This window comes from Paenibacillus sp. R-74696 (genome assembly GCF_055814915.1).
Genome location: NZ_JBPULM010000030.1, coordinates 160,575 through 186,918 on the forward strand (window position 1 = coordinate 160,575; position 26,344 = coordinate 186,918).

The 26,344-nt window shown below is 49.4% G+C and carries 32 protein-coding genes; all 32 read right to left on the bottom strand.

All coding sequences use genetic code 11. From position 1 onward, the window contains the following. Positions 1 to 7: 7 nt before the first annotated feature. Positions 8 to 862, bottom strand: a complete 855-nt coding sequence (locus ACSR9A_RS12475) for a menaquinone biosynthesis protein (protein WP_473757523.1) — start codon at positions 860 to 862, stop codon at positions 8 to 10. After that, the gene (locus ACSR9A_RS12480) at positions 852 to 1,487 is read right to left on the bottom strand and encodes a UbiX family flavin prenyltransferase (RefSeq protein ID WP_473757524.1); all 636 of its coding nucleotides are present in this window, start codon (positions 1,485 to 1,487) and stop codon (positions 852 to 854) included. The genes ACSR9A_RS12475 and ACSR9A_RS12480 overlap by 11 nt, the downstream gene beginning before the upstream one ends. Next, the gene (locus tag ACSR9A_RS12485; protein ID WP_473757525.1) at positions 1,481 to 2,356 is read right to left on the bottom strand and encodes a UbiA-like polyprenyltransferase; all 876 of its coding nucleotides are present in this window, start codon (positions 2,354 to 2,356) and stop codon (positions 1,481 to 1,483) included. The genes ACSR9A_RS12480 and ACSR9A_RS12485 overlap by 7 nt, the downstream gene beginning before the upstream one ends. Further along, entirely contained in the window at positions 2,353 to 3,069 is a 717-nt protein-coding gene (locus tag ACSR9A_RS12490; RefSeq protein ID WP_099519932.1) for a demethylmenaquinone methyltransferase, read from the bottom strand. Before ACSR9A_RS12490 ends, ACSR9A_RS12485 begins: the two co-directional genes overlap by 4 nt. A 10-nt stretch (positions 3,070 to 3,079) precedes the next feature. Then, a complete protein-coding gene (locus tag ACSR9A_RS12495; protein WP_473757526.1) occupies positions 3,080 to 3,949 on the bottom strand; it encodes a heptaprenyl diphosphate synthase component 1 in 870 nt (289 codons plus the stop codon). Positions 3,950 to 4,091: 142 nt separating this feature from the next. Further along, positions 4,092 to 4,715, bottom strand: a complete 624-nt coding sequence (locus ACSR9A_RS12500) for a hypothetical protein (protein ID WP_473757527.1) — start codon at positions 4,713 to 4,715, stop codon at positions 4,092 to 4,094. A gap of 396 nt (positions 4,716 to 5,111) precedes the next feature. Next, the gene (gene mtrB, locus ACSR9A_RS12505; RefSeq protein ID WP_341278170.1) at positions 5,112 to 5,333 is read right to left on the bottom strand and encodes a trp RNA-binding attenuation protein MtrB; all 222 of its coding nucleotides are present in this window, start codon (positions 5,331 to 5,333) and stop codon (positions 5,112 to 5,114) included. Between the two features lie 127 nt (positions 5,334 to 5,460). Further along, on the bottom strand, positions 5,461 to 5,772 hold the full coding sequence (locus ACSR9A_RS12510) for an HU family DNA-binding protein (RefSeq protein WP_074904845.1): 312 nt from the start codon (positions 5,770 to 5,772) through the stop codon (positions 5,461 to 5,463). 147 nt (positions 5,773 to 5,919) lie between these two features. Further along, a complete protein-coding gene (locus tag ACSR9A_RS12515) occupies positions 5,920 to 6,906 on the bottom strand; it encodes an ABC transporter permease (protein WP_338551735.1) in 987 nt (328 codons plus the stop codon). Then, the gene (locus tag ACSR9A_RS12520) at positions 6,906 to 8,420 is read right to left on the bottom strand and encodes a sugar ABC transporter ATP-binding protein (RefSeq protein WP_473757528.1); all 1,515 of its coding nucleotides are present in this window, start codon (positions 8,418 to 8,420) and stop codon (positions 6,906 to 6,908) included. The genes ACSR9A_RS12515 and ACSR9A_RS12520 overlap by 1 nt, the downstream gene beginning before the upstream one ends. Before the next feature lie 49 nt (positions 8,421 to 8,469). After that, on the bottom strand, positions 8,470 to 9,594 hold the full coding sequence (locus ACSR9A_RS12525; protein WP_473757529.1) for a sugar ABC transporter substrate-binding protein: 1,125 nt from the start codon (positions 9,592 to 9,594) through the stop codon (positions 8,470 to 8,472). A gap of 280 nt (positions 9,595 to 9,874) precedes the next feature. Next, positions 9,875 to 11,353 (bottom strand): stage IV sporulation protein A, encoded by a 1,479-nt coding sequence (gene spoIVA / locus ACSR9A_RS12530; RefSeq protein WP_473757530.1) that lies wholly within the window; start codon positions 11,351 to 11,353, stop codon positions 9,875 to 9,877. Positions 11,354 to 11,658: 305 nt separating this feature from the next. Then, positions 11,659 to 12,417, bottom strand: a complete 759-nt coding sequence (locus ACSR9A_RS12535; protein ID WP_473757531.1) for a hypothetical protein — start codon at positions 12,415 to 12,417, stop codon at positions 11,659 to 11,661. Between the two features lie 29 nt (positions 12,418 to 12,446). Next, positions 12,447 to 12,791: a 2Fe-2S iron-sulfur cluster-binding protein gene (locus ACSR9A_RS12540; RefSeq protein ID WP_338551739.1), complete on the bottom strand. Its 345-nt coding sequence runs from the start codon at positions 12,789 to 12,791 to the stop codon at positions 12,447 to 12,449. Further along, positions 12,788 to 13,402: a nucleotidyltransferase domain-containing protein gene (locus ACSR9A_RS12545; protein WP_473757532.1), complete on the bottom strand. Its 615-nt coding sequence runs from the start codon at positions 13,400 to 13,402 to the stop codon at positions 12,788 to 12,790. Before ACSR9A_RS12545 ends, ACSR9A_RS12540 begins: the two co-directional genes overlap by 4 nt. 120 nt (positions 13,403 to 13,522) lie before the next feature. Next, a complete protein-coding gene (locus tag ACSR9A_RS12550; RefSeq protein WP_473757533.1) occupies positions 13,523 to 13,819 on the bottom strand; it encodes a 2Fe-2S iron-sulfur cluster-binding protein in 297 nt (98 codons plus the stop codon). A 54-nt stretch (positions 13,820 to 13,873) separates the two neighbouring features. Continuing rightward, positions 13,874 to 14,053, bottom strand: coding sequence for a DUF2768 family protein (locus ACSR9A_RS12555; protein WP_046232021.1), 180 nt, complete (start codon positions 14,051 to 14,053; stop codon positions 13,874 to 13,876). A 150-nt stretch (positions 14,054 to 14,203) separates the two neighbouring features. Continuing rightward, the gene (locus tag ACSR9A_RS12560) at positions 14,204 to 14,479 is read right to left on the bottom strand and encodes a stage VI sporulation protein F (RefSeq protein ID WP_341278178.1); all 276 of its coding nucleotides are present in this window, start codon (positions 14,477 to 14,479) and stop codon (positions 14,204 to 14,206) included. A gap of 102 nt (positions 14,480 to 14,581) precedes the next feature. Further along, on the bottom strand, positions 14,582 to 15,616 hold the full coding sequence (locus ACSR9A_RS12565; RefSeq protein WP_473757534.1) for an NAD(P)H-dependent glycerol-3-phosphate dehydrogenase: 1,035 nt from the start codon (positions 15,614 to 15,616) through the stop codon (positions 14,582 to 14,584). 7 nt (positions 15,617 to 15,623) lie between these two features. After that, the gene (gene plsY, locus ACSR9A_RS12570; protein ID WP_473757535.1) at positions 15,624 to 16,232 is read right to left on the bottom strand and encodes a glycerol-3-phosphate 1-O-acyltransferase PlsY; all 609 of its coding nucleotides are present in this window, start codon (positions 16,230 to 16,232) and stop codon (positions 15,624 to 15,626) included. A 12-nt stretch (positions 16,233 to 16,244) separates the two neighbouring features. Then, on the bottom strand, positions 16,245 to 17,567 hold the full coding sequence (der, locus tag ACSR9A_RS12575; protein ID WP_341278181.1) for a ribosome biogenesis GTPase Der: 1,323 nt from the start codon (positions 17,565 to 17,567) through the stop codon (positions 16,245 to 16,247). A 78-nt stretch (positions 17,568 to 17,645) separates the two neighbouring features. Continuing rightward, positions 17,646 to 17,825, bottom strand: a complete 180-nt coding sequence (locus ACSR9A_RS12580; protein ID WP_046232017.1) for a capping complex subunit for YIEGIA — start codon at positions 17,823 to 17,825, stop codon at positions 17,646 to 17,648. Between the two features lie 2 nt (positions 17,826 to 17,827). After that, positions 17,828 to 18,733 carry a YIEGIA family protein gene (locus ACSR9A_RS12585; protein ID WP_473757536.1) on the bottom strand — a complete coding sequence of 302 codons (906 nt, stop codon included), beginning with the start codon at positions 18,731 to 18,733 and terminating at the stop codon, positions 17,828 to 17,830. After that, the gene (locus ACSR9A_RS12590; protein WP_473757537.1) at positions 18,730 to 19,362 is read right to left on the bottom strand and encodes a YphA family membrane protein; all 633 of its coding nucleotides are present in this window, start codon (positions 19,360 to 19,362) and stop codon (positions 18,730 to 18,732) included. The genes ACSR9A_RS12585 and ACSR9A_RS12590 overlap by 4 nt, the downstream gene beginning before the upstream one ends. Positions 19,363 to 19,469: 107 nt before the next feature. After that, on the bottom strand, positions 19,470 to 20,831 hold the full coding sequence (locus ACSR9A_RS12595) for an SMI1/KNR4 family protein (protein WP_473757538.1): 1,362 nt from the start codon (positions 20,829 to 20,831) through the stop codon (positions 19,470 to 19,472). Between the two features lie 95 nt (positions 20,832 to 20,926). After that, a complete protein-coding gene (rpsA, locus tag ACSR9A_RS12600) occupies positions 20,927 to 22,156 on the bottom strand; it encodes a 30S ribosomal protein S1 (RefSeq protein ID WP_341278185.1) in 1,230 nt (409 codons plus the stop codon). Positions 22,157 to 22,262: 106 nt separating this feature from the next. Continuing rightward, the gene (locus tag ACSR9A_RS12605) at positions 22,263 to 22,841 is read right to left on the bottom strand and encodes a lysophospholipid acyltransferase family protein (protein ID WP_473757539.1); all 579 of its coding nucleotides are present in this window, start codon (positions 22,839 to 22,841) and stop codon (positions 22,263 to 22,265) included. A gap of 3 nt (positions 22,842 to 22,844) precedes the next feature. Next, positions 22,845 to 23,540, bottom strand: a complete 696-nt coding sequence (gene cmk / locus ACSR9A_RS12610) for a (d)CMP kinase (protein WP_473757998.1) — start codon at positions 23,538 to 23,540, stop codon at positions 22,845 to 22,847. Between the two features lie 173 nt (positions 23,541 to 23,713). Next, positions 23,714 to 23,944 carry a hypothetical protein gene (locus ACSR9A_RS12615; protein WP_473757540.1) on the bottom strand — a complete coding sequence of 77 codons (231 nt, stop codon included), beginning with the start codon at positions 23,942 to 23,944 and terminating at the stop codon, positions 23,714 to 23,716. Between the two features lie 59 nt (positions 23,945 to 24,003). After that, positions 24,004 to 24,657, bottom strand: coding sequence for a flagellar brake protein (locus tag ACSR9A_RS12620; RefSeq protein WP_473757542.1), 654 nt, complete (start codon positions 24,655 to 24,657; stop codon positions 24,004 to 24,006). Between the two features lie 59 nt (positions 24,658 to 24,716). Then, positions 24,717 to 26,084, bottom strand: coding sequence for a germination protein YpeB (ypeB, locus tag ACSR9A_RS12625; RefSeq protein WP_473757544.1), 1,368 nt, complete (start codon positions 26,082 to 26,084; stop codon positions 24,717 to 24,719). 74 nt (positions 26,085 to 26,158) lie between these two features. Next, positions 26,159 to 26,317, bottom strand: coding sequence for a hypothetical protein (locus ACSR9A_RS12630; protein ID WP_338551755.1), 159 nt, complete (start codon positions 26,315 to 26,317; stop codon positions 26,159 to 26,161). Positions 26,318 to 26,344: the final 27 nt, after the last annotated feature.

Sequence of the window (26,344 nt, forward strand, 5' to 3'; positions counted from 1 at the left end):
CTTTCACCTATTCGGCAGAATTGTCTTCGTAGAACGCCAGCTGAGCCTCATGGTCCAGCAGGCCTAATTGTGTCGCATAACGGAAATACAGCGCCAGTCCCTCGCGCAGCTTCTGTCCGAAATCATATTGCAGACATGTAAAATAGTCCAGCCAATACGAGCGTTCGCCGCCAAGCTCGCTGCAAGCCTTGTCCACGAGTGGGGACAAGTTGGCAAGATTGTGACGCTTAGTCGCCAGCATCGCCTGATGCAAATCATGAATTTCCTGTGGAAAGGCGGCTGCCGCTTCCTTATGAACCGCCACAACCGCAAAGGTCATGCCGAGGCCCGTCCAGCGATGCCATAGCTCCCCAAGATCAATGATGTGCAGCCCTTCACTTCTCCAAGAAGCATGAATAGCCGGGTCGCCAATGATGAGCGCCCCATCCGCATCCTCAAGCATCTGGTCAAGCGCCGGCTCAGCAGGAATATATTCCGCATCAAGATCGTAATAAAGCTTCATAAGGATTTTGAGCAAATTAACGGAAGTGGCTGAAGCGGTTGTGACCGCAATTCGCTGTGGACGCACTCGCTCAATCGGCTGCTTAAGGAACAGCAGAACCGAATTAACCCGGCCCTCCGATCCTACGCATAGCTCAGGGAGCAGCAAGTAGTCTCTGCTGTTTAAGCCGTAAGCATAGGATGAGACGGCCGAAGCCTGAAGCTCTCCTTCTCGCAGCTTGCGGTTCAGCTCTGCCGGAATGCGAGAGCACAGCCCCAGCTCAGAAGCGTCAAGACGCTGATCAAGACCAACAAAGAGCGGCCATGCATTCGCGTAATCAATTTCTCCAATCATCAGGGGCAAGCTGTCATTAGTCAGCATCAGGCCCATCCCCCCATCTTGTAAATAAAGCATGTTCAATTCCCATGCAGTCTAATAACTTGCCAACCAGAAAATCAATCATGTCATCCATCGATTGCGGCTTATAATAAAAGGCAGGCATAGCTGGAACAATCGTTACGCCCAGTTTTGCAAGCTTAAGCATGTTTTCCAGATGAATCGCATGCAGCGGTGTCTCACGTGGCAGCAGCAGCAGCTTGCGTCCTTCCTTGAGCATCACGTCTGCTGCCCTTGACAGCAAATCATCGGAAATGCCGTGAGCAATGGAAGCGAGCGTACCCATAGAGCAAGGCGCAACGACCATTCCCTGTACCCGGAAGGAGCCGCTGGCAATGCTAGCCCCAATATCTGCATTCGGATGCAAAACAAGCCGCTTCGCCTGCACTGCCTCTGCAAAATGCAGCTCGACAGCAGCTTGTCTGCGGCTCGACACCCAGCCCAGCTCTTCCTTAAGCACTCTCCAGCCAGCCTCAGTTACAACGAGATGGACGTCAAAGCCCGCTTTGAGCAGCTCCTCTGCCAGCCGAATGCCGTAGATAGAGCCGCTCGCCCCGGTTATTCCGACTACCCATCTGCCTGCTGCGCCAGCAGCTCCGCCCCCTACCATTTGTGTAATACCATCAAATCAATAATCGCAAACAAAAACAAAACGACACTTAAAGTGCCATTCATTCCGAAAAACGAAAGCTGAACGCGGGAAAGATCGTTTGGACGCACCAGCCAATGCTGATAGAACAGCATAACAATCGCAAGCACCGTTCCAAGCAAATAAACCCAGCTCAAGTTTGTCATCATAAACAAAGTAATAAAGCCTACTGCCGTCACCATATGGAAACTGCGGGCAATCCACAGCGCCTTCGCTACGCCAAACCGGGCAGGAATGGAATTCAAGCCTTCCTTCCGGTCAAACTCATAATCCTGCGTTGCATAGACGATATCGAAACCGGCAATCCAGAGCGCAATCGTTACATAGAACACCCATGCTGCCGTGTTAAAGCCGCCCGTAACGGCTACCCAGCCGCCAAGCGGCGACAAACCGATCGTTAGCCCCAGAAAAACATGGCACAACCAAGTGAAACGCTTCGTATAAGAGTAGAGCACCAGCAATACGACAGCAATTGGAAGCAGCTTCATCGCAAGCGGAGCCAGATTAGCCGCAGCAACGAAGAGCAGCACGAAGGAAACAATCGTAAACAAAAGCACCTCCGCTGACTTCAGCAAGCCTGCCGGAATAGCCCGGTTGCTTGTGCGGGGGTTGCGCAGATCAATCGCCGCATCAATGAGCCGATTAAGGCACATCGCGGCGCTTCGAGCGCCTACCATTGCGAGTGTAACCCAGCCGATTTCCGCCCAAGAAGGAAGACGCTGCTCCATGACAACAGCGCCCAGAATCGCTCCCATAAAAGCGAAGGGAAGCGCAAATATCGTATGCTCAAATTTAATCATTTCAAGAATAATGCGTATTTTGCGAATCATGTTGGCTTCTTCTCCTTTATGCCTATATGCAGCGCAGCAATGCCTCCAGTCAGCGGGTAGCCTTTCACCTGCTCAAGCCCTGCTTCTTCAAACAGTGCGGACAGCTGCTTTAGGTCAGGAAAAAGCTTTAATGAATCCGGCAGCCATTTATATTCCTGGAATCGCTTGGCTACCAGCTTGCCGATCATTGGCAAAATCCGTTCAAAATATAAATAATATAAGGCCTTGAATGGCTGCCAGCCTGGTTTAGAAAGCTCCAGGCATACGACCTGTCCGCCCGGCTTCACGACGCGGTGCATTTCCTTAAGCACCTGCAAATAATCGGGTACATTGCGCAGGCCGAAACCAATCGTTACATAATCAAAGGAATTATCCTCATAAGGCAATTGCATCGCATTGCCCTGCACAAGCGTAATTTGCTTGTCGAGTGAAAGCTGCTTCACTTTCTCATGGCCGACATTCAGCATATTTTGGCTGAAATCAAGTCCGCTTATGGCCCCGCTCTCGCTGGCCTGGGCTAGCGAGATCGTCCAGTCGCAGGTGCCACAGCACAAGTCAAGCGCAGTCTGACCACGCTGTACATTCATTTTGCGCATAGTAAACTTCCGCCACGCCTTATGACGCCGAAAGCTTAGCAGGTCATTCATTAAATCATATTTGGGAGCGATGTTTTCAAATACTGCATGCACATGCCCCTTGGAGTTTGCATCCATTCGTCTAAGGTCACCTCGTCTCGTTGAGAGCGGGAGCAAAACCCGCAATCTTGTAAAGCACCGCGTCCAAAATGTACTGCAGCTCCTGAATCAGCTTGTCTGATTCCAGCTTGCCCGCAATCATCCGGACATCTTCCACAGCCTGCTGCAGCAGCACAGCAAGCTTGGCATGAATATCATATTTGTTAAACAAGCCGCTAATGAAACCAGCGTCCATCTGCGGACCTTCCAGCGCAAGTTGCTCTTCATCCGTACCAACCTGCAGAACATGCCAGTAGGCCCAGCTCTGGTGAAAAAGCGCCGGCACTTTGCAGCGCGCAAGCTCCTCCAGCACAATCTCGCAGCGGCTTAAAGCGTGGAGCAGCTCCGTCCAATAAAGGGCCGCTGCACCTTCCAGCAAATCTTGAAAGGCAAGAAACAGTCCACTTTTCAGCTGCACCATGCTGCTAAAATAATCGTCAGCCTGAATGGCATCCTGCTGCATGCGTAAATAAAGGGTGATTTTGAGCCCGTTGACTTCGCATACCGCCTGGCTGATCTTGGCTATCATTGCAATCTCTCCGGCTTGTGCCAGCAGTTGGTAGAAACGGCCGCTGAAATAATCGCCGGCAAGCACCTTGAGCTGCCTTGAACGCATCTCGCGCTCCGAGCGGCTTCCATCCTCTACATCAATCTCATCATGCGTATCCAGCCCTAGCTGCACTAAAGACAGCACCAGCGCGAATAGCTCGGCCTTCTCCGCATAGGAGCGGGTTTCGCTAAGGAAAGCTTGAAGCAGGTGCAGACGCGAATCGGGAAAAGCAGGAAGCTGCGTATGGTTTTGAATCATGTCATAATCGACGTACTTCTTCGCTAATTGTGGTACACGATACGGTTTCATGGGGTAAGCCTCCGAACAGAGAAGCAGATATTGCCGCTCAATAATCTAAACTATTATAGCACAACTTTATGTAAGGCGCATATGAAGCTGCCCACAGGATTGGCATTTTTTCAAGCAGAAAGGCGGAGCAGGCCATTAACCTTTACTCCGCAGCAGGTCTGGTAGAGTAAGTAGGCACCGGCCCATACCATTTCGTCCACTCCGATGTGAAGCTCATACGCAGCCTCTCCCGCCATATTTCATCATGCAGCGGATCAGCGCTGCCAAGCTCCCCAAGGCTTGCGAGCCAGCTGTCTGTGCGCCGAATATCCGCCGCAAGCAGCAGCCGTGATGTCACCGTGCTGTCTGCTACATCCGTACGCTCTCCTCCAGCCAAACCTGCATTGCTTGGTAAAGCTGCCTCATGTGCTGGCACAGCGTAGCGGATGAGCACCCGGTTCACATTTTCCATTCTGGCAAATGACAACCGCAGCAATTGCTCTACATCGCGAGTCCATTCTGCCGGCAGCTCTCTTCCCGCCTTCACTTTAAACTCCACTGTCAGCAGGGAATTCTCCCACTCCACCCGCATAATAGGCGTAGCCAGCTGCAGGCCAATCATCATATCAACAAGATTGCTGTTCGTCAGCCTTGTTGCAGCAGTTGGCCGAAATACAGCCACTTCCGCGCCCGATTCGGACTTTCGCATATCTGGCAGCAGGGAAAGCCCCGCCATTACCGCAAGCACTAAAACCAGCGACAGCAAATAAGGCCTTGCCATGCGCAATATAACCGCCCCTTTCAAGCGTAAACGGCTTTGTCACCTTTGTGACAAAAGCTCGTTTCGCGGAGAAATATAAGCCTTATAATGAGTTGCATGCCTCATTCATCCTTATATTTCAAGCGTAAACGGCTTTGTCACCTTTGTGACAAAAGCTCGTTTCGCGGAGAAATATAAGCCTTATAATGAGTTGCATACCTCATTCATTCTTATATTTCAAGCGTAAACGGCTTTGCCATCTTAGTGGCAAAAGCTCGTTTCGCCCTTTTATACCAAGTGTGTACGCGCGAATATGTCCTCATACCCATTGTACAAACATTTGGTCCCGCCTATGCCTGGAGCGGCTGTTTTCGCATAAAAAAACTCCCGCCCTGCATCAAGGCAGAAGGGAGCGGCAGGTCGCTATTGGTCGGTCTCTATTTGGCCATGCTTCGTCATGATGACCGCTTTTCCCCGCACCTTGATGGCTGAAGTATGGTTCGTGAACTGCACGATCAGCACTTCGTTGCGATCCAGCTTTTCGGTGTGATGAAACTTCGTATCTTGTCCGCGGGTCAGTCCAATAACCTGTACCCCTTGATCCTTCGCCTTAATGACGATAAAATCGCTGTTTGTCGGCTCCATTTTCCATCCCCCTTGTCGTTCCTCTCTGATAGACAGGTCGTTTATAAGTGTCACACTTATAAACGCTTATCTATTTAAAAAGCGCCCGAACGCTAACGTCCGGACGCCGATTTAACGAATGCTGCTGCTAGTTGGATACGAGATCCTTAAGCGATTTGCCTGGCTTGAAAGCCGGGATTTTGCTAGCCGGAATATCAATTTCCAAACCGGTTTGCGGATTGCGTCCTTTACGAGCTTGACGCTCGCGAACCTCGAAGTTGCCAAAGCCAACCAATTGGACTTTGTCGCCGCCTTGAAGCGCATCAGAGATGGCATCAAACACTGCATCAACTGCTTTAGTCGCATCTTTCTTGGACAGATCGGATAATTCAGCAACCTTGTTGATCAAATCCGTTTTATTCATTCGTTTCACCTCCCTATTAGGCAAATGAAGAGTCATCTTATCCCTCTTATTAACGGAATCACCTAAAAATATACATGCCATAGTTTTCTATGCATTTACCAAACCTATAGTAATACAGCCGTTTGGCAATTTCAAGTATTTCAGCACGTTTCCGCATTTTTTCACGATTCTCATTAAAATAGGTTACCCATTTCGGCGTTTGTTCAAATGAATGAACGTAACGGCGAGCGCCAAAACGAGCACAACACCTTTAATAATATCATTGGAATAATACTGCACCTTCATCATGGTCAAACCGTTGAGCAGCACCCCGATCAGCAGCGCGCCAAAAAAAGTACCGATTACATTCGGCTTGCCCGCGCCAAACACGGAATAACCTACAAATACGGCCGCTACGGCCTCCATCATCATAGGCGCTCCAGCGTCAATTTGCCCCGTTCCAACACGTGCGGCGAACAATACCCCGCCAATCGCAGCGAAGACCCCTGAAGCCACATAGGCGGCTGTACGAATGCGGCGAACGCGGATGCCGGACAAGCGGGCTGCTTCTTCGTTGCCGCCTGTCGTTTGCATTTGACGTCCCCATTTGCTGTATTTGAAAAACAGATGAACGACTATAACAGCAATGACCATCAAAATAACAGGTACCGGAATTTGCCCGATTTTGCCTTGGCCCAGCCACAGGAAGGAGCTGTTGAAAACGCCAGGCGCAGTCGAACCATCAGGCATTGGCATATTGTTGTAAATCGAGTAGCCCTTCGTATACGTTTTGTGAATACCGGCTACAATGTACATCACGGCAAGCGTAGCGAGCAGATCCGGAATTCGGATACGTACGATGAGCAGCGCGTTAAGCAGCCCTACCAAGGCGCCAATCGCGATTGCCACGATCAGTACAACAATAAGCGGCTGCTGAAACCACACCATCATAGCGGCGGTTACAACCGTTGTCAGCGACACCGTCGAGCCAACCGACAAGTCAAAGCCGTCTACCGTCAGCGAAAAGGTTACGCCAATCGCAACAAAGGTTACGATGGAAATCGAACGCAAAATATCAGAAAGATTGGCATAAGTGAAAAAATGCTCATCCCATAATGAGAAAAATAAAATGACAATGGCAATAACGATGAGCGAGCCATATTTAAATAAAAAGCTTGAAAACTTCTCCATTACACCGTTTCATCCTTTCCACCGCTGGCATATAGCATCAGCTTCTCCTGCGTCGCTTCACCGCGTCCAAACTGCTTGACGAGCTCCCCGTCGCACATAACCATAATTCGGTCGGCAATACCGATCGCCTCAGCAAATTCGCAGGTCAAATACACAATGGCTTTTCCTTGAGTTGCAAGCGTACCGATAATTTTGAAAATATCACTTTTGGCGCCAATGTCTACGCCCTTGGTTGGCTCATCGAACAAATATACGCTTGCGCCGGTAGGCAGCCATTTGCCAATGGACACCTTCTGCTGGTTCCCGCCGCTCAGATGTGCGACCTTTTGTTCCGGTGAGGAGGTTTTGACGCCAAGCCGCCCAATTACAGCTTCAGCATTATTCGTCTCACGCTTTCCTGACAAAAAGCCGAGCTTGGATAGCGCGCTCAAAATCGGCAAGCTGAGATTATTTTTAACCGATTCCTCTACCAAAATCCCCTGCTTGCGGCGCTCCTCCGGCACAAGCACAAGCCCGCCTTTAAAAGCATCTGCTGGGGAAGCCAAATTGACGGCCTGTCCATTTACGCTCACCGTACCGCCATCCGCTTTGTCTGCACCGAACAGCAGCCGGGAAAGCTCTGTTTTCCCCGCTCCTACAAGGCCGACTATCGCGACGATTTCACCGCTCTTCACATCAAAGCTGACATCCTTAACCTGATGGCCCCTATGAATGCCGGTAACGTTCAGAAGCGGCTTCCCAATTGCCGCTGCAAGCTTCGGATACTCCTCCTCGAACACTCGTCCGAGCATGGCGTGGACGACATCCTGCATCGTCATGGCCGCTGCAGCCTCGGTAACAATCCTCTCTCCATCACGCATAACGGTGACACGATCGCAAATTTGGAATATTTCCGGCAGGCGGTGGGAAATAAATACGATGCCGATACCTTCTGACTTAAGTTGGGCTATAACACGGAATAACCGCTCCGCTTCTTCCAAACTCAAAGGGGCGGTCGGTTCATCAAAAATGACATATTTAGCTTTCTCGGTCAGTAAGCGCGCAATTAATACGAGCTGTTTTTCCGCAAGCGTCAGCTCTCCCGCCTTCCTCCGAACGGGAATACGCGCACCTAAACGAGCCAGAGTTTCCTCTGCCTCCTTCTCCAGCTTGCCCCAGTTCAACCACGCCTTGCTTCCTTTTGCCGAAATGCGATCCAGCATGACATTCTCCACTACGCTTAGCTGTGCAACCAGTGCGGTATCAACCTCCTGATAAACACAATGGATGCCCAATGACTTGGCATCCCCTGGCGAACTGATATGAACTTGCTGTCCATCGATTACAATGGTTCCTTCATCCTGGCTGTAGGCCCCTGATAAAATTTTCATCAGCGTGCTTTTGCCCGCGCCATTGGCGCCAAGCAGCGCATGGACCTCACCGCTTTGCAAGAGAAAATCAACATTCCGGAGAGCGGGAATGCCGGAAAAAGCTTTCCGGATTCCCTTCATTTGCAATTGTTTGTTTGCACTCATCGTTTGCATCTCTCCATCCCTGCATGTGCCTATTGCTTAGGGCAAGCCCTTATTTCAATGCTTCCAAATCTTTCATCCAATCCTCATAACCCTGCGAACTGCTTCCCCAGCCTTCTACATGCTCCGAAAGCTCCGTAGTGCTAACTTTCGCTTCTGGCAAAGCATCACGGTGAACGTATACCGGCTCCAGAACGACTAAAGGCTCATTCGCATCGCCTTTGAATTCTTTGTACAAAATACGAACTTGCACACGGCCGATATCTTTAGGATCAACAGCTGCTGAAGCGACCCATGGGCTCGTTTTGTCTTGAATCATTTGCAGATCCTCATCGCTCATGTCGATGCCGTATACTTTAATTTCTGTACGGCCAGCTTGCTGAATGGCACGGGAAGCGCCTTTAGCGAACTCATCCCAAGCCGCCCATACCGCTGTAATATCGCCTTTGTTCGGGTATTGACGCAAAATCGCTTCCATCTGCGATTGTGTATCAAGTGCCGGGTTGTTGGCATTACCGAAAGCGGCAATTTCTTTAATGTCAGGATATTTCTCTTGGAACTGCTTGTAGGCCACTTGACGGCGCTCCATTGGCGCAAAGCCTGCTACCCATACTTTAACAATATTTCCTTTGCTGCCAGCATCTTTAGCAAGCTGCTCAAGCGTAATTTCAGCCATTTTCTGGTCATCCTGCTGCAATACAGGCACGCCATCCACTTTCACGTCTGCATCGAACACGACTACAGAAATGCCTTGCTCTTTCGCTCTTTTAATTCCCGCTTCGAGCGCCGCAGCTTGTCCATGGTCAATCAAAATGCCGTCAAAGCCTTGGTTGATTGCTGCATCAAGGTTTGAGGACATTTTCGCCAAATCATTGTCGGATGCGAAAACCGTTACTTCTCCGCCAAATTTTCCGGCTTGCTCTTTCACCCCTTCTACATATTGGGACGAAAAGGTTCCTGTATTAAATTGCATAACGAGCGCAAGTTTTTTACCTTTTAAAGCTGCCAAATCGCTGCTTCCGCCAGCTGCATTGTCTCCTGTAGCTTCAGCTGATGCTGTCGGCGAGGCCGATGCTTCACCTGCAGGCGCATTGTTTTTTGCCGTTCCGCAAGCCGATATTACCAGTAGTACCGCAGCTAAAAAAATTGTTAATGAAAGCTTACCCCATTGTTTCATGTTGTTTCCCTCTCCCCATCTCATGTCTCTACCATCATCAGTATATTGCTTCCTTGCAATCATATCATTTTATCCCACTATGTCAATCGGAATTTAGTATATTGCCAAAAAAACGATTGACGCAACAATTGTCATTATAGTAACGCTTTTCAAAAATTGCAACCTCATTTTCAAAGCCCCAGCCGCCTGAGCACAAACCGCCGCAAATGCAGAACAGCCGTTGCTTGAAGACCTGATCGGCCTTTCAAGCAACGGCTGTTTTTAACTAGGTTTAGATGCGTTACAAAATTATGGCGATCAGGCCACCAGATCCCTCGTTAATAATGCGGCCCAGCGTTTCCTGCAGCTTGTAGCGCGCGTTGTCCGGCATCATCGCAATTTTGCCCTGAATGCCTTCTCTTACAAGGGAATGCAGCGAGCGGCCGAAAATGTCGGACTCCCAAATTTTGATCGGGTCGCTTTCGAAATCCTGCATCAAATATCTTACGAGCTCTTCGGTCTGCTTCTCAGAGCCAATAATTGGCGCAAATTCCGATTCCACATCGACGCGGATCATATGGATAGATGGAGCAGTCGCTTTCAGCCTTACGCCGAATCTTGAGCCTTGGCGAATGAGCTCCGGCTCCTCCAGCGCCATCTCTGCAAGCGTCGGAGCCGCAATGCCGTAGCCAGTCGCCTTGACCATTTCCAGTGCTTCGGCGAAGCGGTCATATTCCCGCTTCGCATGGGAAAATTCCTGCATCAGCTGGAGCAAATGATCTTTGCCGCGAATTTCTACGCCGACCACTTCCATCAAAATCCGGTCATACAGCTCATCCGGCGCATACAGGTCGATCTCGGCTACGCCCTGCCCCATGTTCATGCCGCTGAGTCCCGCCCTGGCGATAAAGTCGTAATCCATAAACTGCGCTACTACCCGGTCCACATCCCGCAAACGGCGAATATCTTTCACTGTATCGCGGACCGAGTTTTCATAGTTGCTGCGCAGCCAGTGATTTTCATTCAGCACCATCACCCAGCTTGGCAGATTCACGTTGACTTCATGAACAGGGAACTCGTAAAGTACTTCCCGCAGTACCGAAATAACTTCCTCTTCCCCCATCGTTGCAACGCTGAGCGTAATGACCGGAATATCATATTTCGTTTGAAGCTCGGAGCGCAGCTGCAGCGCTTCCTCGCTGCGCGGACGCGTCGAGTTAATAATCAGCACAAAGGGCTTGCCTACTTCCTTCAGCTCGCTGATGACCCGCTCCTCGGCCTCTACATAGGAGCTGCGCGGGATTTCTGCGATCGAACCATCAGTCGTCACGACTACGCCTAATGTAGAATGCTCCTGGATGACTTTGCGCGTGCCGATTTCCGCTGCTTCCTGGAAAGGAATCGGATCATCGAACCACGGTGTTGTAATCATCCGCGGCCCATTTTCATCCTCATAACCTTTCGCACCTTCCACCGCATAGCCGACACAATCGACCAGCCGCATGTTTACTTCCAGCCCTTCGGCTACTTTCAATTGCACCGCTTGGTTTGGCACAAATTTCGGCTCGGTTGTCATGATGGTTTTGCCCGCAGCGCTTTGCGGCAGCTCGTCTACGGCTCGTACACGATCAGCCTCACTCGTAATGTTAGGGAGCACCACCGTTTCCATGAACCGCTTGATGAACGTTGATTTGCCCGTGCGGACAGCCCCTACAACACCGAGGTAAATATCCCCACCGGTACGTTCGGCTATGTCCTTGAAAATGTCTACTTTCTCCACTGAATATCCCCTCCCAATTGATTTCCCGGTTCGCCGCCTTCCACCGGACAAGAGGGCAGGCCAGCGACGCAACTCGTACAGCTTTTAGGACTAGTAATATCCTATTGTTCCAGCTCTCCAATTATGACGATTGTTATCAAATCTTTTAAAGCTTAATTCACGCTCTTGCCCTTCCAAGATTGAGTTATATGAAAAATACAGCTGCAGTATGCCAATACAGCAAAAAATCCTCCAAACCGATTCTCGAAGAATCAAGCTTGGAGGACGCCACTATCAGAATCTATGAAGATCAAATCATTACAGATTTACGATATCGCCTTCGGCTGTCCGTCCACCCAATAATAGACGGGCGCCTTTACTGGGACAAAAACATCCCGCTCAACCAACAGCTGGCGCAGGTCATAATCGGCCGCAAAGGTCGTTTCGCCATCCTTCTGGATCGCTTGCATCAGATCAGGGCCATAATCCGCATAAACCTGGCCTTTCTCGTCAAGCATTGCCGCCATCGTCAAGCTGGAGTAGCTGCTGACAATCGTAGGCGCTTTTTTGCCAAGCAAATTGTAATCCACGTAGTAAAAGCCCGGATAAGCCTCGTCGCCTTTCGGCAGCTTGCCCGCATTAGCAGTGGAATACGCCTGCACCCAGCTCGAAATATCGTTGATCTGCTGATAAATGCGCAAATCCATCAGCCGAACTTTAGGATCTGTTTCTTCATCCGTAATCAGAAAATAATAATTGCCGCCCTTCTCAAACGCCGCTGACGGAATATCACCCAAATACCCTTTTCCTTGCAGCGGAACGAAATCAAGGATGAACTTCTCATATAATGGCGTTTCAGACGTGCTATTCTTAATGGGCAATACGCCCGTATCTGCCATATACTCATCAATCGCGGCCTGTACACTCCGGACTGCCTCTTTCGGAGCGCCTTGATTTTGCGATAGGCGATCATTCGGATACATGCATCCGGTTAACACCAGCAGAGCGGCGGCAGTTGCCAGCAACGCTGCCCTCCGCACCCATAGCTCGCGGCTAATTGGATGCGCAAACACAAAATTAAACATTTTAATGCGTCCCCCTATCTTCCAAAGCCTTACCAAAGCTTATCATCTTCCTCAGCCTGCCTCGCCAGCTGCTTAAGCACCGCCGCGCGAAGCGGGTCCATCGGAATTTCAGCCTGTACCTTGCCCTTCACACGCGCCTGGCAGGAAAGCCGCATGCCGTCTTCCAAGCCTGCAAGCTTGCGCCGTTCCACATCGCCGATCGGCATCAGCTCGCTGCCTGGCTTTACTTCCATTTTGCACATAAAACAAGCAGCTTTGCCATCGCAGCGCGTTCTTACCGCAATACCCGCTTGTCTTGCAGCGTCCAGCAGCGTCGTACCGGGGCGCACCTTGATTGTTTTGCCAGCAGGCAGAAACGTCACCTCGGCGCTCATATCAGCTGCCCTACCCGCTGCTCCGCAATCCAGCGGCGCACCTCCGCTTTCAGTGCTGTGCTCAGCTGATTGCGGCTTTCCAACTGCTCAAGCGCTGGTGAATGGCGGGCTTCGTCCTCGCAATACGCTTCAATGATCAGCTCATAACGATCTCGGCGATCACGCAGCACATTAAACCATAGCTCATGAGCGAGCGGCACTACAGCCACTGTAGTAGCGAGAGCAGAGCCTTTACCAACCGTTATCTGCTCTGCGTATGGCAGCAGCAGCGAACGCACCTGCGTCTCATAACAACTGTCATGTGCCCGCACAACAAACCCGCCTACTAGCTCAACGGTCACACCGTCAATGAGATAGTGGCTCAGCCTGGAACGGTATATGCCCGTCTCATCCAATACTGGAATATCTGTAGAAAAAGGCTGAAGCAAGGCATGAAGACGATCGACGTCAGCCTCATCGGTGTATAAATCCAAATCTCTAGGTTCGCTGGTCAGCGCCGCGCCTCTCAGCATAAGCCCTGCGCTGCCCCCAACAACCCAAGGGGCGCCGCTTCCGGCTGTCAGCTGGGCAATGGAGGCCAGCGCTTGCTCGATTCGTCCTCTAATGCTCATCACTTGCACTTCCTTTATCAAAAATAATGGCGGCGCTACTCTATCAACTTCACCCACCCGTTAAAGTAACAAATGACGAGGCGCATAAGGGTCAAGGTGAAAATTAAAACTGCTTATATTTTAAAAATAAGTTTTATTAACCGCTTTAATGTTCACATCGACCGACTTTACAATCGCTTGGCAAGCAAGGCGATAGCCTTCTTCAAACTCTTCCGGGTCCATGCGATCCCATTCCTGATCCGTTATTCCTTCGAGCCCACTGGCTCCTTCGATCACTTGACAGCGACATCGAGCACAGGTGCCACGCGTGCAGGAGAAAGCAAAATCCACATTATGCTTCATCGCTAAGTCCAGCAGCGACAGTCCGTCCTCCGCTTCTACAATCGCCGTTCTCGTTCTCCCCGTAAGCTCAATCATAAGCGCAACCGTCCCCTTCTCTATCTGGATGTATGTATGCCTTTCGTATAACCGTTAAATAATTGAAATGACTCCGCAAATAAAACCAATGAGCAGCAAAACAAAAGCAATCAGCGATAAAATAAATTTAACGATCCCCTTCGTCTTAATCCGGGCAAATGTAATGATTACCGCCGAAATGGCCATTAAGCCGATGCCGATCAGCGAAACCCACATTTTCATCATAGCATCCATAGTCGACTCTTCTCCCACTCTTCACCAATGTAATAAATGCAACCCATATTATATCATTGACTGCAAAAAAGGACAAAAGGCGCAAAATGGCTGCTGCGGGATGGCTCCGCTGCAGCAAAGCTTTGCGCTTTTGCCCTAATATAAGGATTTCTACTTCTTTATCATCATTTTGACAAGCGATTCCATGCTGTTCATATTCATGCCGGTCGCCTTAACGGCTTTGACAATATCGTTTATAGTCGATTCCGCCACAGGCACCTTCGCCATCTCAGACACTTGCTTGATCAGCTTGCGTAGTTCGGCTTCGTTCTGCATCGTCGAATCCGTTACACCGCTGGCCAGCTTCTTGACCGAGTTTTCGGAGATGTTTTTGCCTGTTTTTTTATTAATGGCGCCGAGCACGTCTTTTGAAATATTTTTCCCCATGCTTTTACCTCCCATCGCAATCGCATCAGCTTGTTGATCTTAAGCTTCAGCTCCGATGGGATATCATATGAGCAGGGCAATCGTTTGGTGTAGGCGCCTGTCTTAGCCGATGCTTTCAATCTCATGGGTTTTTAGCCGGCCCATAAGATGCTCAACCGCTGCCTTTGGCGAAAACTCCTCGAACAGCACCTTGTACAGTTGTGCGGTAATGGGCATCTCAACCTCATAGCGCTTGGCCAGCTCAAACGCGGCACGTGTCGTGCGCACGCCTTCAACGACCATCCCCATCCTAGTGAGCACCTCGGCGAGCGGCGTGCCATCCGCCAGCATATGCCCCGCACGCCAGTTGCGGCTGTGCTGGCTCGTACAAGTAACAACCAAGTCGCCAACCCCCGCTAGCCCAGCAAAGGTGAGCGGATTGGCGCCCATGGCTGCGCCCAGGCGTCCGATCTCTGCCAGCCCGCGCGTAAGCAGCGCCGCCTTGGCGTTATCGCCAAAGCCGAGCCCGTCTGATAAGCCGGCACCGAGCGCGATAATATTTTTAATCGCGCCAGCTACCTCAACGCCCACGACATCTGGATTCGTATAAACGCGAAAATCGGAGGTCATGAAAGCATCCTGTGCTTGCTCGGCTGCTTTCATGTCTGCCGAAGCGACAACTACGGTTGTCGGCTGGCGTTTAATCACTTCCTCCGCATGGCTCGGGCCAGACAGCACAACAATTTGCTCAGGCGCACGACCCAGCTCTTCGGAAAGCACCGTCGTCATCCGCTTAAGCGTATCGGCTTCAAACCCTTTCGTTGCATGCACGCAAAGCGTCTCGGCTGCAAGAAAAGGAGCGGCCTGCTTCGCCACTTCCCTCATCGCACCGGATGGAGCAACAAACAGCGCAAGCTCCGCTCCGCTGAGCGCTTCCTGCAAATCGGTCGTTGCCCGAAGGCCTTCCGGAAGCGTTACGCCTGGCAAATATTTAGCATTCATACGGCTTTCATTGATGCTGCTTGCCTGCTCCGCATTACGCGTCCACAGCAGCACCTCATAGCCGTTGCGAGCCAGAACGGAAGCAAGCGCTGTGCCCCAGCTTCCCGCTACAAGCACCGCAGCGCGGCGCGCTTGCTCAGACTTTGCTTTTGCCATATTGGACTCACATTCCTTTCTTTGCGCCAAGCTTGTTCTCCGTTCCCTTCAGCAGCTTCGCAATGTTCGCCTTGTGGCGGACAAACGCGAATACGCATAATACAAGGCTCGCGCAAAGCAGCGGCAAGGAGTAAGTAAGCAAAGCAATAAAGATCGGCGTCAATGCTGCGAACAGCAAGGAACCGAGCGATACGTAGCGTGTAATGGCAATCGCAAGTATAGCGACGATTCCCGCAAGCAGCGCTGGCAAGAACGCAAGCGTTACAATGACACCAACGGTTGTTGCTATGCCTTTGCCACCTTTGAAACGGAACCAAATGGGCCAGTTGTGGCCTATAATGGCCGCAAGTCCACATAGAACAGGCGTCCAGCTTTCAGCGTCGCCCCCGCTGAGCCACTGGCCCAGCAGCACAGCGACTACCCCTTTTGCAATATCCAGCAAAAAGACCGTTATACCCGGCCCTTTACCAAGCACGCGAATCGTATTCGTCGCCCCGGCATTGCCGCTGCCATGCTCGCGAATGTCAATGCCTTTCAGCCATTTCGCGATGACGATGCTGAATGAAACGGAACCTAATAAATAACTGATAATAACTGCAATGGCTGAGTACAGCACGCCTCTTCTCCCCTAATCCTCGTCTGACTTGCGACGTGTAAATAACCGTAGCGGCGTGCCTTCAAAATTAAACGCTGCCCGTATTTTATTTTCTAAATAACGCTCATATGAGAAATGCATCATCTCTGGCTCGTTGACGAAAATGACAATCGTCGGCGGTTTTGTCGCCACTTGTGTCACATAGTTGATTTTCAGACGTTTGCCTTTGTCCGTCGGCGGCGGGTTGTAAGCAACCGCATCTCCAACAATATCATTCAGCAGATGCGTCTGAATGCGCAAAGCATGCTGCTCCGATACGTGATTCACGACAGGCAGCAGCTTATGCAGACGGGACTTCGTCAGCGCGGATAAATAAACGATCGGCGCATACGACATAAACAGGAAGTGGTCGCGAATCGTCTGCGAGAAAGCTTGCATCGTTTTCTCGTCCTTCTCGACGACATCCCATTTGTTTACAACAAAAATAGACGCTTTGCCCGCTTCATGCGCATAGCCAGCAATGTGCTTGTCCTGCTCAATAATGCCTTCCTCACCACTAATCAAGATGAGGGCAACGTCAGCGCGTTCAATCGCTTTCATCGCACGCATAACGCTGTATTTTTCCGTAGATTCATACACTTTGCCGCGCTTGCGCATACCAGCTGTGTCGATCAGCACATACTTCTGTCCATCGCGCTCGAAAGGCGTATCGATGGCGTCGCGAGTTGTACCTGCTACATTGCTGACGATAACGCGTTCTTCGCCAAGCAGCGCATTAACAAGTGAGGATTTGCCTACGTTTGGACGTCCAATTAAGGCAACGCGAATCACGTCGTCCTCATATTCAACCTCTTCAATTTCTGGCAGCTTCGATACGGCAGCATCCAGCAAATCGCCAATGCCCATGCCATGGGAACCGGAAATCGCAATCGGTTCGCCAAAGCCCAAACCATAAAATTCATAAACCTCGTCCATACGTCCCGCATTGTCCACCTTGTTAATAGCGAGTACGACAGGCTTGCGGGAGCGAAACAGCATTTGTCCCACTTCTTCATCCGAATGGGTGAGGCCCGCTTTCGCATCTGCCATGAAAATAATGACATCCGCTTCTTCAATTGCCAGCTCGGCTTGCATCCGAACCGATTTCATAATCTCATCTTCACCATCAATTTCAATGCCGCCTGTATCTACAATATTAAAGGCTATGCCATTCCATTCTCCGGTGCCGTACAGCCGATCCCTCGTAACCCCCGGCTTATCTTCTACAATTGCCAGCCTGTCGCCGACTATCCGATTAAATATGGTAGACTTACCCACATTCGGGCGCCCGACGATGGCGATAACAGGTCTTGCCATAGTTATCGATTCACTCCTTCAGTAATTCTCACGCTTACCATCATAGCAAAAAACAGCCGCCTTGGCTAACTTTTCATCTTAAAGGTGATTAACGAGGATAATGACGCCATTTTTAAGATTGTGGGCATTCGCATTCAAAATCTTCTCCAGCAGAAAAGCAGTCTGCTCCAATTCCTGCTCGCTGCCTGCGAAAAAGATTGGTGCACCGCCTCCTGAGACATCCCGGTTGCTCGAAACGACTGCTACAATATTCGCCATTTTCAGCCCTCCTGCTTATTGACTTTTGCTTCTGTAGGCATGCGTACAGCCGATTCGAGAATCGGAACGCGTCCGATAACCTTGAGCGCCTTGCTCTTGTCCTTGTCCTGCGGAAGCATAAATACGGCAAGTCTGCCATCCTTCATATCGAGCTTTGCCATAGGAATTAAGGCCGGTTCGCCATCATCACGGTAAACACCCAGCATCGTAGCCAAATCGTACAAAATCGCTTGACGCTGGCCCAAATTACCCATGGTAACCTTGCTGTTTGCGTTCAGAGGTGTCAATATAAAGCCCATTCCGCGCTCACGGATAATATCCTGATTTGACTTCAGCCCCACATTCATAATATATATATCGCCGACGAGCAAATCCGGCCCATCCACGCGCACCTCAGCTGTTTCCGCCGAAATAATGTGCGACAGCGTTTTGCCCGAACGAAAATGATGGACGATCAGCAGCGATATTCCTCCTGCCAGCAGACCAACCCATAGATTGACCATTACAGCGAAAAGACTAGTAAGCAGTGATGACATAATGACGAGGTAATTGCGGCCTTCAAACACCATAGCGATGCCCTCTATATAAGTTGCCCCACGGCTGACGAGCTCCAAGCTGTCGATCTTCGTCAGCGTCTCGCGCTCCATTTTTCTGACATCCCGAAATTGCTGTGCGGCTAGTGATAAAAAGGTAATCGCCGTATAGTCTTTACTGTATAGCGCCGGAACAGCCACTGCCCCAAGCGCCGCAGCAATGACGCCTAGAGAAATATGGATAATCCTTCCGTGAGGATAAGTCGGATATTGGCGATAATCGGTTTTCAGCATCAGCAGCCTTGCTATAATACCGAATGCCATTCCAAGCAATACACCTAGCAGATGCTTATTTACAATTAAATAGTGGCTCATTTCGGGGAGCTCCCTCCTTTATTTCTCCAGCCCGCTCCAGATACCTTGCTGTAAGAAGCGCGGAGCAAATAGAAAGCAATACTAATGATCCGCGCACAAGCAAAAGCAAGCCAAAAGCTGTCCCACCAAGCCAAGGAGCCAATTCTAGCCATGTAACCGCCGCTTGATAACAGCCCATTCGCTAATTCCGCCATTATTTCCGCGAGCAGCAATAGGCCAAATTGATGGCCCGCCTTCACCGAAAAAGCAGCTGCGAGCAGTCCGCCTAACAGGCCTCCATCTGAAACGGGGTCAAGCCAATAAAATACCGGATCAAGCCGATACAGCTTCTGAATACCGCCCAAAATAATACCGGTCAAGCAAGCGCATAACAGCAGGTATCGTCTGGATTCTCCGGCTGCTCCTCTGCGCAGCGTCCAGCAGACAGCAGCCGCCGCAACCATAACACTCCCATAAATCTCAATGGCTGTCCCATAAACGGTTACAAGATAATGAAGTGGCTGCGCAAGTAGACACAAGGCAGCAACGAACAACTTTGAGCGCCCTGCTCCGACATATTCCGCCCAGCCTGTCATCATTAATATGAAAGCCATACTCATAATCCAGAACGACAAATATCCTTCGTTCACAGCCAAATCACCCCACGTGAAGCTATTATGCGCCAAAAAAAAGAGGCTATTCCTAATTATGAAACATTAGGAACAACCTCCATTACAGTTCATGCATTTAAAGTTCATCATTTTTTTCCAAACAGCTTGCCAACCTGTTTTAAGGCTGAAGAAAGCATCTTATCAAGCTGCTCCATAGAGTTATACGGAAACTCCTTAAGCCGTCTCTCAATATTAGACCGAATATAATCTTTGTCAGTCTTATGCTGCTGCAGCAGACGCTCATATATAGGGAGCAGTACCGGATTAGTCACTCCAGACAGTGCCTGCAAGGTGATATGCTGTACTCTAACCGCCGGATCATCAAGCAATTGTATAAAATCGGGAACATAATCTGCTTTTTTATCCGATTGTCCCGCCTGATATACAGCCTGCACGCGAATTTCTTCATTCGGATGCTTGAAAAAAGGCTGGAGCATGGGCAGTAAGTCAACACCGGCTGCTTGCAAAATATAACAGATGAAGCGAAACGCCTCCTCATCTGACTCTTTTGAGAATAGCGCAATTAATTCCTGATTAAAGCGTGAATCTCCTTTTGGCATATACCAATGAATGCACTGTATGGCACGCACACGATTTTCAGCATGGCTGCTTGTGAGCTCCTGCCTAATGAAAATTTCTGCCTCAGCCACATTCATTTTTGCAAGCACCTGCATCGACAGGCATCGCAAGGCTATGGAAGGTCCCGCATACACGTCTATTAAAAAGCTAATCGTCTCCTGCGAAATCTCCTTTAGCTTAAACATGCCATCCAAAGCCTCGATTTTCACACGTTCATCCGCTGTAGATTGATACAATTCAAATAGCTGTTTATCATCTCCACCACGCCTCGTACCAAACCAGCTCGTTACATACCCGGCAATGACTTCATCTAGCCAGCGCTCATACCAGTCTAAAAAATGGGCTTCATAGGTCACGAACGGCTTCTGATAATCGAGATCAATATAAACGACTTTTCCACGGTATTTGCCTGTAATGACCAGCATCGTTTCGTATGTGCAGCCTTGTTCCCCTATATTGACCAGTCCTTGGAATAGTTCTGCGCTCGCTTTTTCGTATTCTTCATCGCTTAATACGCTTTCATCCTTGATCCAAGGATATTCGCTCTCCCATTGCTCCTTAGTCATTGCTGCTTGCAAAGGAGAAGGCTCACCTATTCGATCCAGATCAATAGCCTGCTTCGTCCCTAATGGATGGATACCATAATAGGGTCCAGCACCGCCATTTCCAATATGCATTAAAAAAGCTGAAAATTCCTCAGGTAAATTGACGCCATTCGCTTGTTCAAACTGACGAAGCTCATCGAGGCTAAGCGGGCTGTTCATTGCATATGTATGGCTTCTCGCCCCAAATAGCTGATGGTCTGCATCGGTCAGAGCTGCGGTCTTCAGCTTTTGCCTAATGCGTTCCAATTGCTTATGTATAGTCATAATATCACCCTATTAATGAGGTATATAAATGCTTATATAAAAAAACAAAAGGCCAAGCAGCTGCCTGGCCTTTCGAGAGAATACCTGTAAACGAATTATTTCAATTTATTCAGTTTGTCGCCGAAACGCTCAGCCAGCGAGTAGCTCATGCTTTGGCTGTTCAAGCTAACATTAGGATTGTTCAGTTCCTCTTGTTTAGGAGCGCGCTCGCGTTGTTGTCTTTCTGGCTTTTGCGGTTGCTCAGGAGCTTCTTCTGTTTCCTTGATGCTCAGGCTAACGCGTTTTTCAGCAGGGTTGAAGTCAAGAACTTTCGCTTGAACTTCTTGCCCTTCTTGCAATACCTCGAAAGGAGTCGCAATATGACGGTGAGCGATTTGGGAAATGTGAACCAAACCTTCAACGCCTGGAGCAATTTCAACGAATGCGCCGAAAGTAACGAGGCGACGAACTGTACCTGTTACGATATCGCCAATGTTGAATTGGCTTCCAGCTGTTTCCCAAGGACCTGGTTGAGCAGCTTTGATGCTTAGGCTGATTTTACCAGCAGCCGGATCAACTTTAAGCACTTTAACCGTTACCGCTTGACCTTCAGCTACTACATCCTTAGGATGAGCAACGTGCTGCCATGAAAGCTCGGAAACGTGAACAAGACCGTCAACGCCGCCGATATCAATGAATGCACCAAATGGTGTCAAACGCTGAACTGTACCTTCAAGCTGTTGGCCTGGCTCAAGAGCCGCGATCAATTTTTGTTTGTTGCCTTCGAATTCTGCGTCCAATACTTCTTTCGCAGACAAGATAACTTTGCCGTTTTCTTGGTCGATTTCTTTCACTTTTACGCGAAGTGTGCGGCCTTTGTAGTCGCTGAAATCTTCTACAAAATGACGCTCAACCATCGAAGCTGGAATAAAGCCGCGCACGCCAACATCAGCGACAAGGCCGCCTTTTACAACGTCAGCTACGACAACTTCAAATACTTCGCCGCTCTCGAAACGAGCTTGAAGCGAATCCCAAGCGCGCTCTCCATCTACGCTTTTCTTGGAAAGAACAAGCTTTTCTTTCTCGTCATCAATGCTGATAACTTTAAGCTCAACCTCTTGGCCTACTTGTACGGCATCGTTTGCATTATCCAATTGAACTGCGGACAGTTCGCGAATCGGGATAACACCGTCATATTTATATCCAAGGCTTACGTAAGCTTGGTTATCTTCGATTTTGACGATCGAACCTTTAACTGTATCCCCTTTTTTCAAGGATACGAAATTATCCATAGCCTCTTGATTTTCCGCTACTGCGGACTCTTGCACATTGGTTTCTTCTGACATTGAAATAACCTCCTCAATTCATCCAACAACTTTTCAACTTACAAATTTATTTAAATCCGCCAACGTTCTAAAGTAAAACATTAAGCAGCATTTAAAACAGCTATGTTTATTTGTTCGCTGCAATAAGAGCGCGAACGTCCTTCATAATCGCATCAGTCAGACGGTCCAGCTTATCCGGTGAGGAATCATCAATAAATGCGGTAAGATCAACCGGCTTGCCATAATAGACCGTTACTTTGCGAAACAAGGAATAATTACCCACAATTGCCACAGGAATAACAACCGCATTGCTGCGAAGCGCAATCATTGCGGCTCCCTTCTTCGCTTCCCCGCCTTGATTGCGGCGAGAGCCTTCTGGGAAAATCCCCATTACATTGCCTTCCTTCAGCAGGGTGATCGATGATTTGATCGCCTCTTTGCTCACGCCTCCGCGCTTAACTGGAAAAGCTCCAAATGCCCGAATGAGCGGCCCGAAAACTGGAATTTTAAACAATTCCGCTTTCGCCATATAATGGACTTTCCGTTTAACTTTGACACCTACTGTAGGCGGGTCAAAATTGCTGACGTGATTGGCGCATAGGATAACGGGCCCGTCAGCAGGTATATTCTCAAGCCCTTTGGCTTCAAGACGGAATAGGCATATATAAAGCACACGGAGAAGAAATCGGAACAACAGGTATAACATAGTTTACTTCGCCCCCGCCAATTTGGTTCTGCTTAATTTGACAATAGCCTCGGCGACCTCTTCAATCGACATCGCTGTGCTGTCCAGCAGGATTGCATCTTCAGCGCGGACGAGCGGTGAAATCTCCCGCTGTTCATCCAGTTGGTCCCGCTGCGAAATTTCTTCCGCAAGCTGTTCCAGCGTCACTGGCTGCTTGCCAGCTAGCTCCTTGTATCTGCGAAGCGCACGCTCCTCAACGGATGCTGTTAAAAAAACCTTCAACTCAGCGTTTGGAAGCACATGGGAGCCAATGTCCCTGCCATCCATTACAACACCTTTTTCCTCAGCCAGCCTACGCTGGGCTGCGCCAAGAAATTGCCTAACCGCTTCATTCGCCGCATAATGAGACACACTCAGCGTTACATCGCGTGAACGAATTTGTTCAGTGACATTTTCTCCATTCAAAAATACAGTCTGTCCATTGTTGCCAGCCTGGAGCTTAATGTCCAGATGTGTCACATGGTCAGCCAGCTTGCCAGCTTCCTGCGGCCCAATACCCGCCTGCTGCGAACTATAGGTCACGGCTCGATACATAGCACCTGTATCAATGTAAACATATCCTAATTGTTCGGCAACTTTACGCGCTACTGTGCTTTTCCCTGCCCCAGCAGGTCCATCGATAGCAATGTTGATCCGCTCGCCGTCACCGTCTTGCTGCATCACTAAAAGTCAACCCCCCTTATGTCGAGATGGCTGGCTTGATACACCGTGACAGATGCGACGCTAACCTCTCAATAAAAAAGCAGGCTTTGCCTGCGGACGTGAAAATTATACCACACTATACGAGCGGATGCAAAAACCCCCTCCACCCCACTTTCAGGTATTTGAACGCATTATGAAGAAACCTGTCCTTTCAGACGGGTTCCTTCCATACGCTCGGCTCCCGACAGCAAGTGTCTTACCGCGCTGCTTTGCAGCGCCGTTTGCGCAAGCAAACAGGCGATAAGCAGCGCGGCAGCCACGATTCCAAGCCCTTTTCCTATTTGATCAAACCGAGCTGGAAAAGACTCGCCGGGAGCTTGTCCCTCCTGCTGTTTCTTGCTTTGCCCAAACATTCGAGCCATGCAATCATTCCCTTCTATCCCTATTAAAGGATAGCATGTCTAGAGGGTGCCTGCGCTATTCAGCGGTTGCGGAATTCCAGCTGACGCTCAAAGCAGTAACGAATAATTCGCTGGCGGTCTGAATCATTAATGCCGGCAAATTTTATCATCGCCTGATTGCGCCCCGTTTCAAGATTTACAATCCGCACAATTTCAGCATTAAATGATGCATGCTCTATGGAACCATTTTTATAAGGAACCAGCAGCCAGCACTCCAGCACCTGACCTTGGGAAATCGGCCATTTGCCATCGCAAATGAACGAAATTCCGCCGCCGCCAACATCATCTGTAAGCGCCACGAAGCGAACCTGATCCGGCGTTTTCACTGCGATTTCAAGCTCCGCAGCTACCCGAAGAAAATTGCGCCGCTGCACCTTTGTAATCTGATCAAGCTCCGGCCTCCGGATTTTGACCAGCTTGACGACATCTTCCCGGAAACCAAGAACGTGGGAATTAAAGAAATGCTTGATTCCGTCCTCCGATACAAAATAGACCGAAAGCTCGTCGCCCAAAAACATTCTTTTCATTCTGCCATTTTGGCTATTTATCGGGTTCTCAATCAAAAAGTCTTCATCCAGCACCTCGGCAATACGTGCCTTGTACTCAATGGTAGCTTCTGCTTCATCAGAAGAAGCAATTTGGAAAAATAGCGTTTGGTTAATTTTCGGCAACAAGTTGGCTCCCCCCTATAATGCTGTCATTATAACACGACATATAGAGAGGAGCCATAAGGTTATTTACCGGAACTTGCCACTTTGTCAAGCGAAGACAAAACTTCAATCGATTCTTCCATACCGTTGTCTGCATTAATGTAAATGCGGTAATCGTTATCGTTGATCCGGCCCGTATATTCATAGCATAACACTTCATTGCCATCATCGTTTTTGATCAGCGCCATCTGCTCTTTCGACACTTTCATTTGCGGATTCAGCGCCTTGCGCGCGTCTGCTTTGGAGATGCCTGCCTTTGGCAGCGTCCGCTTATGATGCTCGAAAACATATTCATTCGCCTGCAGAGCCGCTATATCTCCATTATCAAGGGCAACCTTGATCGTCAGCTTGTCTGGGTAAATCAGCACATCGCCTTGGTTGCCGACGAAGCTGAACGTTCCTGCATTATCATAGGCGTCATAACTGACTGCCTTCATGCCGTCAAATCCATGTTCTTTCAAAAACTTTTCAGCCGCAGCCCTCGCTTGCTCGATGCCCAGCTGCTTCTCTCCAATATCACGGGGATCCATATAAGCGATCAGTTGGCCACCCTTTTGCGAAAAATCCATATGAATCGAGTTACCGGACTTATGCTCGGACAATACTGCGGAATACGAAGCATATTCCGTGCCTTTGCCATTTTCCTCCACGCGAATGTTCTTGCCCTCGCCTTTTTTGCCGGCAAACTTGGCAGCGCGCTGCTTAATTTCATCCGGCGTTACAGCTTTACCACTCAGCATGCTGATCGGACGCTTCTCGTACATGCTCGAAACCGAAGGTCCCCAGTTGATTTCCGGATACTCGCTTACCTTTTTATCGACTCCCTTGAAGCCATCCACAATCGTCTGGTCGCCTTTGGCCTGCTGCGCAGCCAATGACAGCTCGACATCCATCCAGCGCAAATGATTGGAGAGCACTTTTTCCTGCATGCCCTGCAAATCTTGTGAAATATCCTTTGAGTTGGCATATAGCGTTTTGAGGGTTTTGAATTCATCCTCTGACAGCGGCTGCTTCGTCAAATCGCGAACGGAAGTTTTATAGGCAAAATTGGAGATGCGCGACAAAAAGTCCTCCGCCTTGTCAAATGGAAGCATCGAAAGCGGCAGCTGGTTGATTTCGTTTTGTGCCTGGCTTGTTAGCCGCCATACGTTAACGAGCCCTTTTCGATGATACGCTTGTGATGTGGAATTAACGGCTAATGTATTGCCAAGCTGCTGATGCAGCTTATCCACATGGTAAGTTAAATCATGGAACGCCCGTTGATACTGATTTTCCGCCTTCATCAAAACCGTATTTTTCTCCTGATGCTCCTGATAGCCCCAATAGAGCGAACCGACCAGCAAAATTGCAGCAATCGGGAACAATACCGCGCTTATCCGTTTATAAACCATACAAAAAGCTCCTTTCTTGTGCAAACCTGGTGTTAGTTTGGTTTGCCGAAAGGAGCTTTATGCATTCAATTTGGTTAAAAAGTATGTTCTTCAATATCAAGATCGTCGATGTTGTTGCAAATGCATTGCTTGAAACCTGTATCTACGCCGCTGCTTTCGCGCTTGCCGCGCAAAACGAACTTCTCGCCACATACATTGCAGCGAATGGTCACTTTCACTCTGACTGCTTCCATCCCTACCTCCAGCTTATCGAAAAATTT

Coding starts and splice junctions, on each gene's coding strand:
- ACSR9A_RS12475 (WP_473757523.1), bottom strand. CDS start 862: ATGCTGACTAATGACAGCTTGCCCCTGATGATTGGAGAAATTGATTAC.
- ACSR9A_RS12480 (WP_473757524.1), bottom strand. CDS start 1,487: ATGGTAGGGGGCGGAGCTGCTGGCGCAGCAGGCAGATGGGTAGTCGGA.
- ACSR9A_RS12485 (WP_473757525.1), bottom strand. CDS start 2,356: ATGATTCGCAAAATACGCATTATTCTTGAAATGATTAAATTTGAGCAT.
- ACSR9A_RS12490 (WP_099519932.1), bottom strand. CDS start 3,069: ATGGATGCAAACTCCAAGGGGCATGTGCATGCAGTATTTGAAAACATC.
- ACSR9A_RS12495 (WP_473757526.1), bottom strand. CDS start 3,949: ATGAAACCGTATCGTGTACCACAATTAGCGAAGAAGTACGTCGATTAT.
- mtrB (WP_341278170.1), bottom strand. CDS start 5,333: ATGGAGCCGACAAACAGCGATTTTATCGTCATTAAGGCGAAGGATCAA.
- ACSR9A_RS12510 (WP_074904845.1), bottom strand. CDS start 5,772: ATGACTCTTCATTTGCCTAATAGGGAGGTGAAACGAATGAATAAAACG.
- ACSR9A_RS12515 (WP_338551735.1), bottom strand. CDS start 6,906: ATGGAGAAGTTTTCAAGCTTTTTATTTAAATATGGCTCGCTCATCGTT.
- ACSR9A_RS12520 (WP_473757528.1), bottom strand. CDS start 8,420: ATGAGTGCAAACAAACAATTGCAAATGAAGGGAATCCGGAAAGCTTTT.
- ACSR9A_RS12525 (WP_473757529.1), bottom strand. CDS start 9,594: ATGAAACAATGGGGTAAGCTTTCATTAACAATTTTTTTAGCTGCGGTA.
- ACSR9A_RS12535 (WP_473757531.1), bottom strand. CDS start 12,417: ATGTTTAATTTTGTGTTTGCGCATCCAATTAGCCGCGAGCTATGGGTG.
- ACSR9A_RS12540 (WP_338551739.1), bottom strand. CDS start 12,791: ATGAGCGCCGAGGTGACGTTTCTGCCTGCTGGCAAAACAATCAAGGTG.
- ACSR9A_RS12545 (WP_473757532.1), bottom strand. CDS start 13,402: ATGAGCATTAGAGGACGAATCGAGCAAGCGCTGGCCTCCATTGCCCAG.
- ACSR9A_RS12550 (WP_473757533.1), bottom strand. CDS start 13,819: ATGATTGAGCTTACGGGGAGAACGAGAACGGCGATTGTAGAAGCGGAG.
- ACSR9A_RS12555 (WP_046232021.1), bottom strand. CDS start 14,053: ATGGATGCTATGATGAAAATGTGGGTTTCGCTGATCGGCATCGGCTTA.
- ACSR9A_RS12560 (WP_341278178.1), bottom strand. CDS start 14,479: ATGGGGAAAAATATTTCAAAAGACGTGCTCGGCGCCATTAATAAAAAA.
- ACSR9A_RS12565 (WP_473757534.1), bottom strand. CDS start 15,616: ATGGCAAAAGCAAAGTCTGAGCAAGCGCGCCGCGCTGCGGTGCTTGTA.
- der (WP_341278181.1), bottom strand. CDS start 17,567: ATGGCAAGACCTGTTATCGCCATCGTCGGGCGCCCGAATGTGGGTAAG.
- ACSR9A_RS12580 (WP_046232017.1), bottom strand. CDS start 17,825: ATGGCGAATATTGTAGCAGTCGTTTCGAGCAACCGGGATGTCTCAGGA.
- ACSR9A_RS12585 (WP_473757536.1), bottom strand. CDS start 18,733: ATGAGCCACTATTTAATTGTAAATAAGCATCTGCTAGGTGTATTGCTT.
- ACSR9A_RS12595 (WP_473757538.1), bottom strand. CDS start 20,831: ATGACTATACATAAGCAATTGGAACGCATTAGGCAAAAGCTGAAGACC.
- rpsA (WP_341278185.1), bottom strand. CDS start 22,156: ATGTCAGAAGAAACCAATGTGCAAGAGTCCGCAGTAGCGGAAAATCAA.
- ACSR9A_RS12605 (WP_473757539.1), bottom strand. CDS start 22,841: ATGTTATACCTGTTGTTCCGATTTCTTCTCCGTGTGCTTTATATATGC.
- cmk (WP_473757998.1), bottom strand. CDS start 23,540: ATGCAGCAAGACGGTGACGGCGAGCGGATCAACATTGCTATCGATGGA.
- ACSR9A_RS12615 (WP_473757540.1), bottom strand. CDS start 23,944: ATGGCTCGAATGTTTGGGCAAAGCAAGAAACAGCAGGAGGGACAAGCT.
- ypeB (WP_473757544.1), bottom strand. CDS start 26,084: ATGGTTTATAAACGGATAAGCGCGGTATTGTTCCCGATTGCTGCAATT.
- ACSR9A_RS12630 (WP_338551755.1), bottom strand. CDS start 26,317: ATGGAAGCAGTCAGAGTGAAAGTGACCATTCGCTGCAATGTATGTGGC.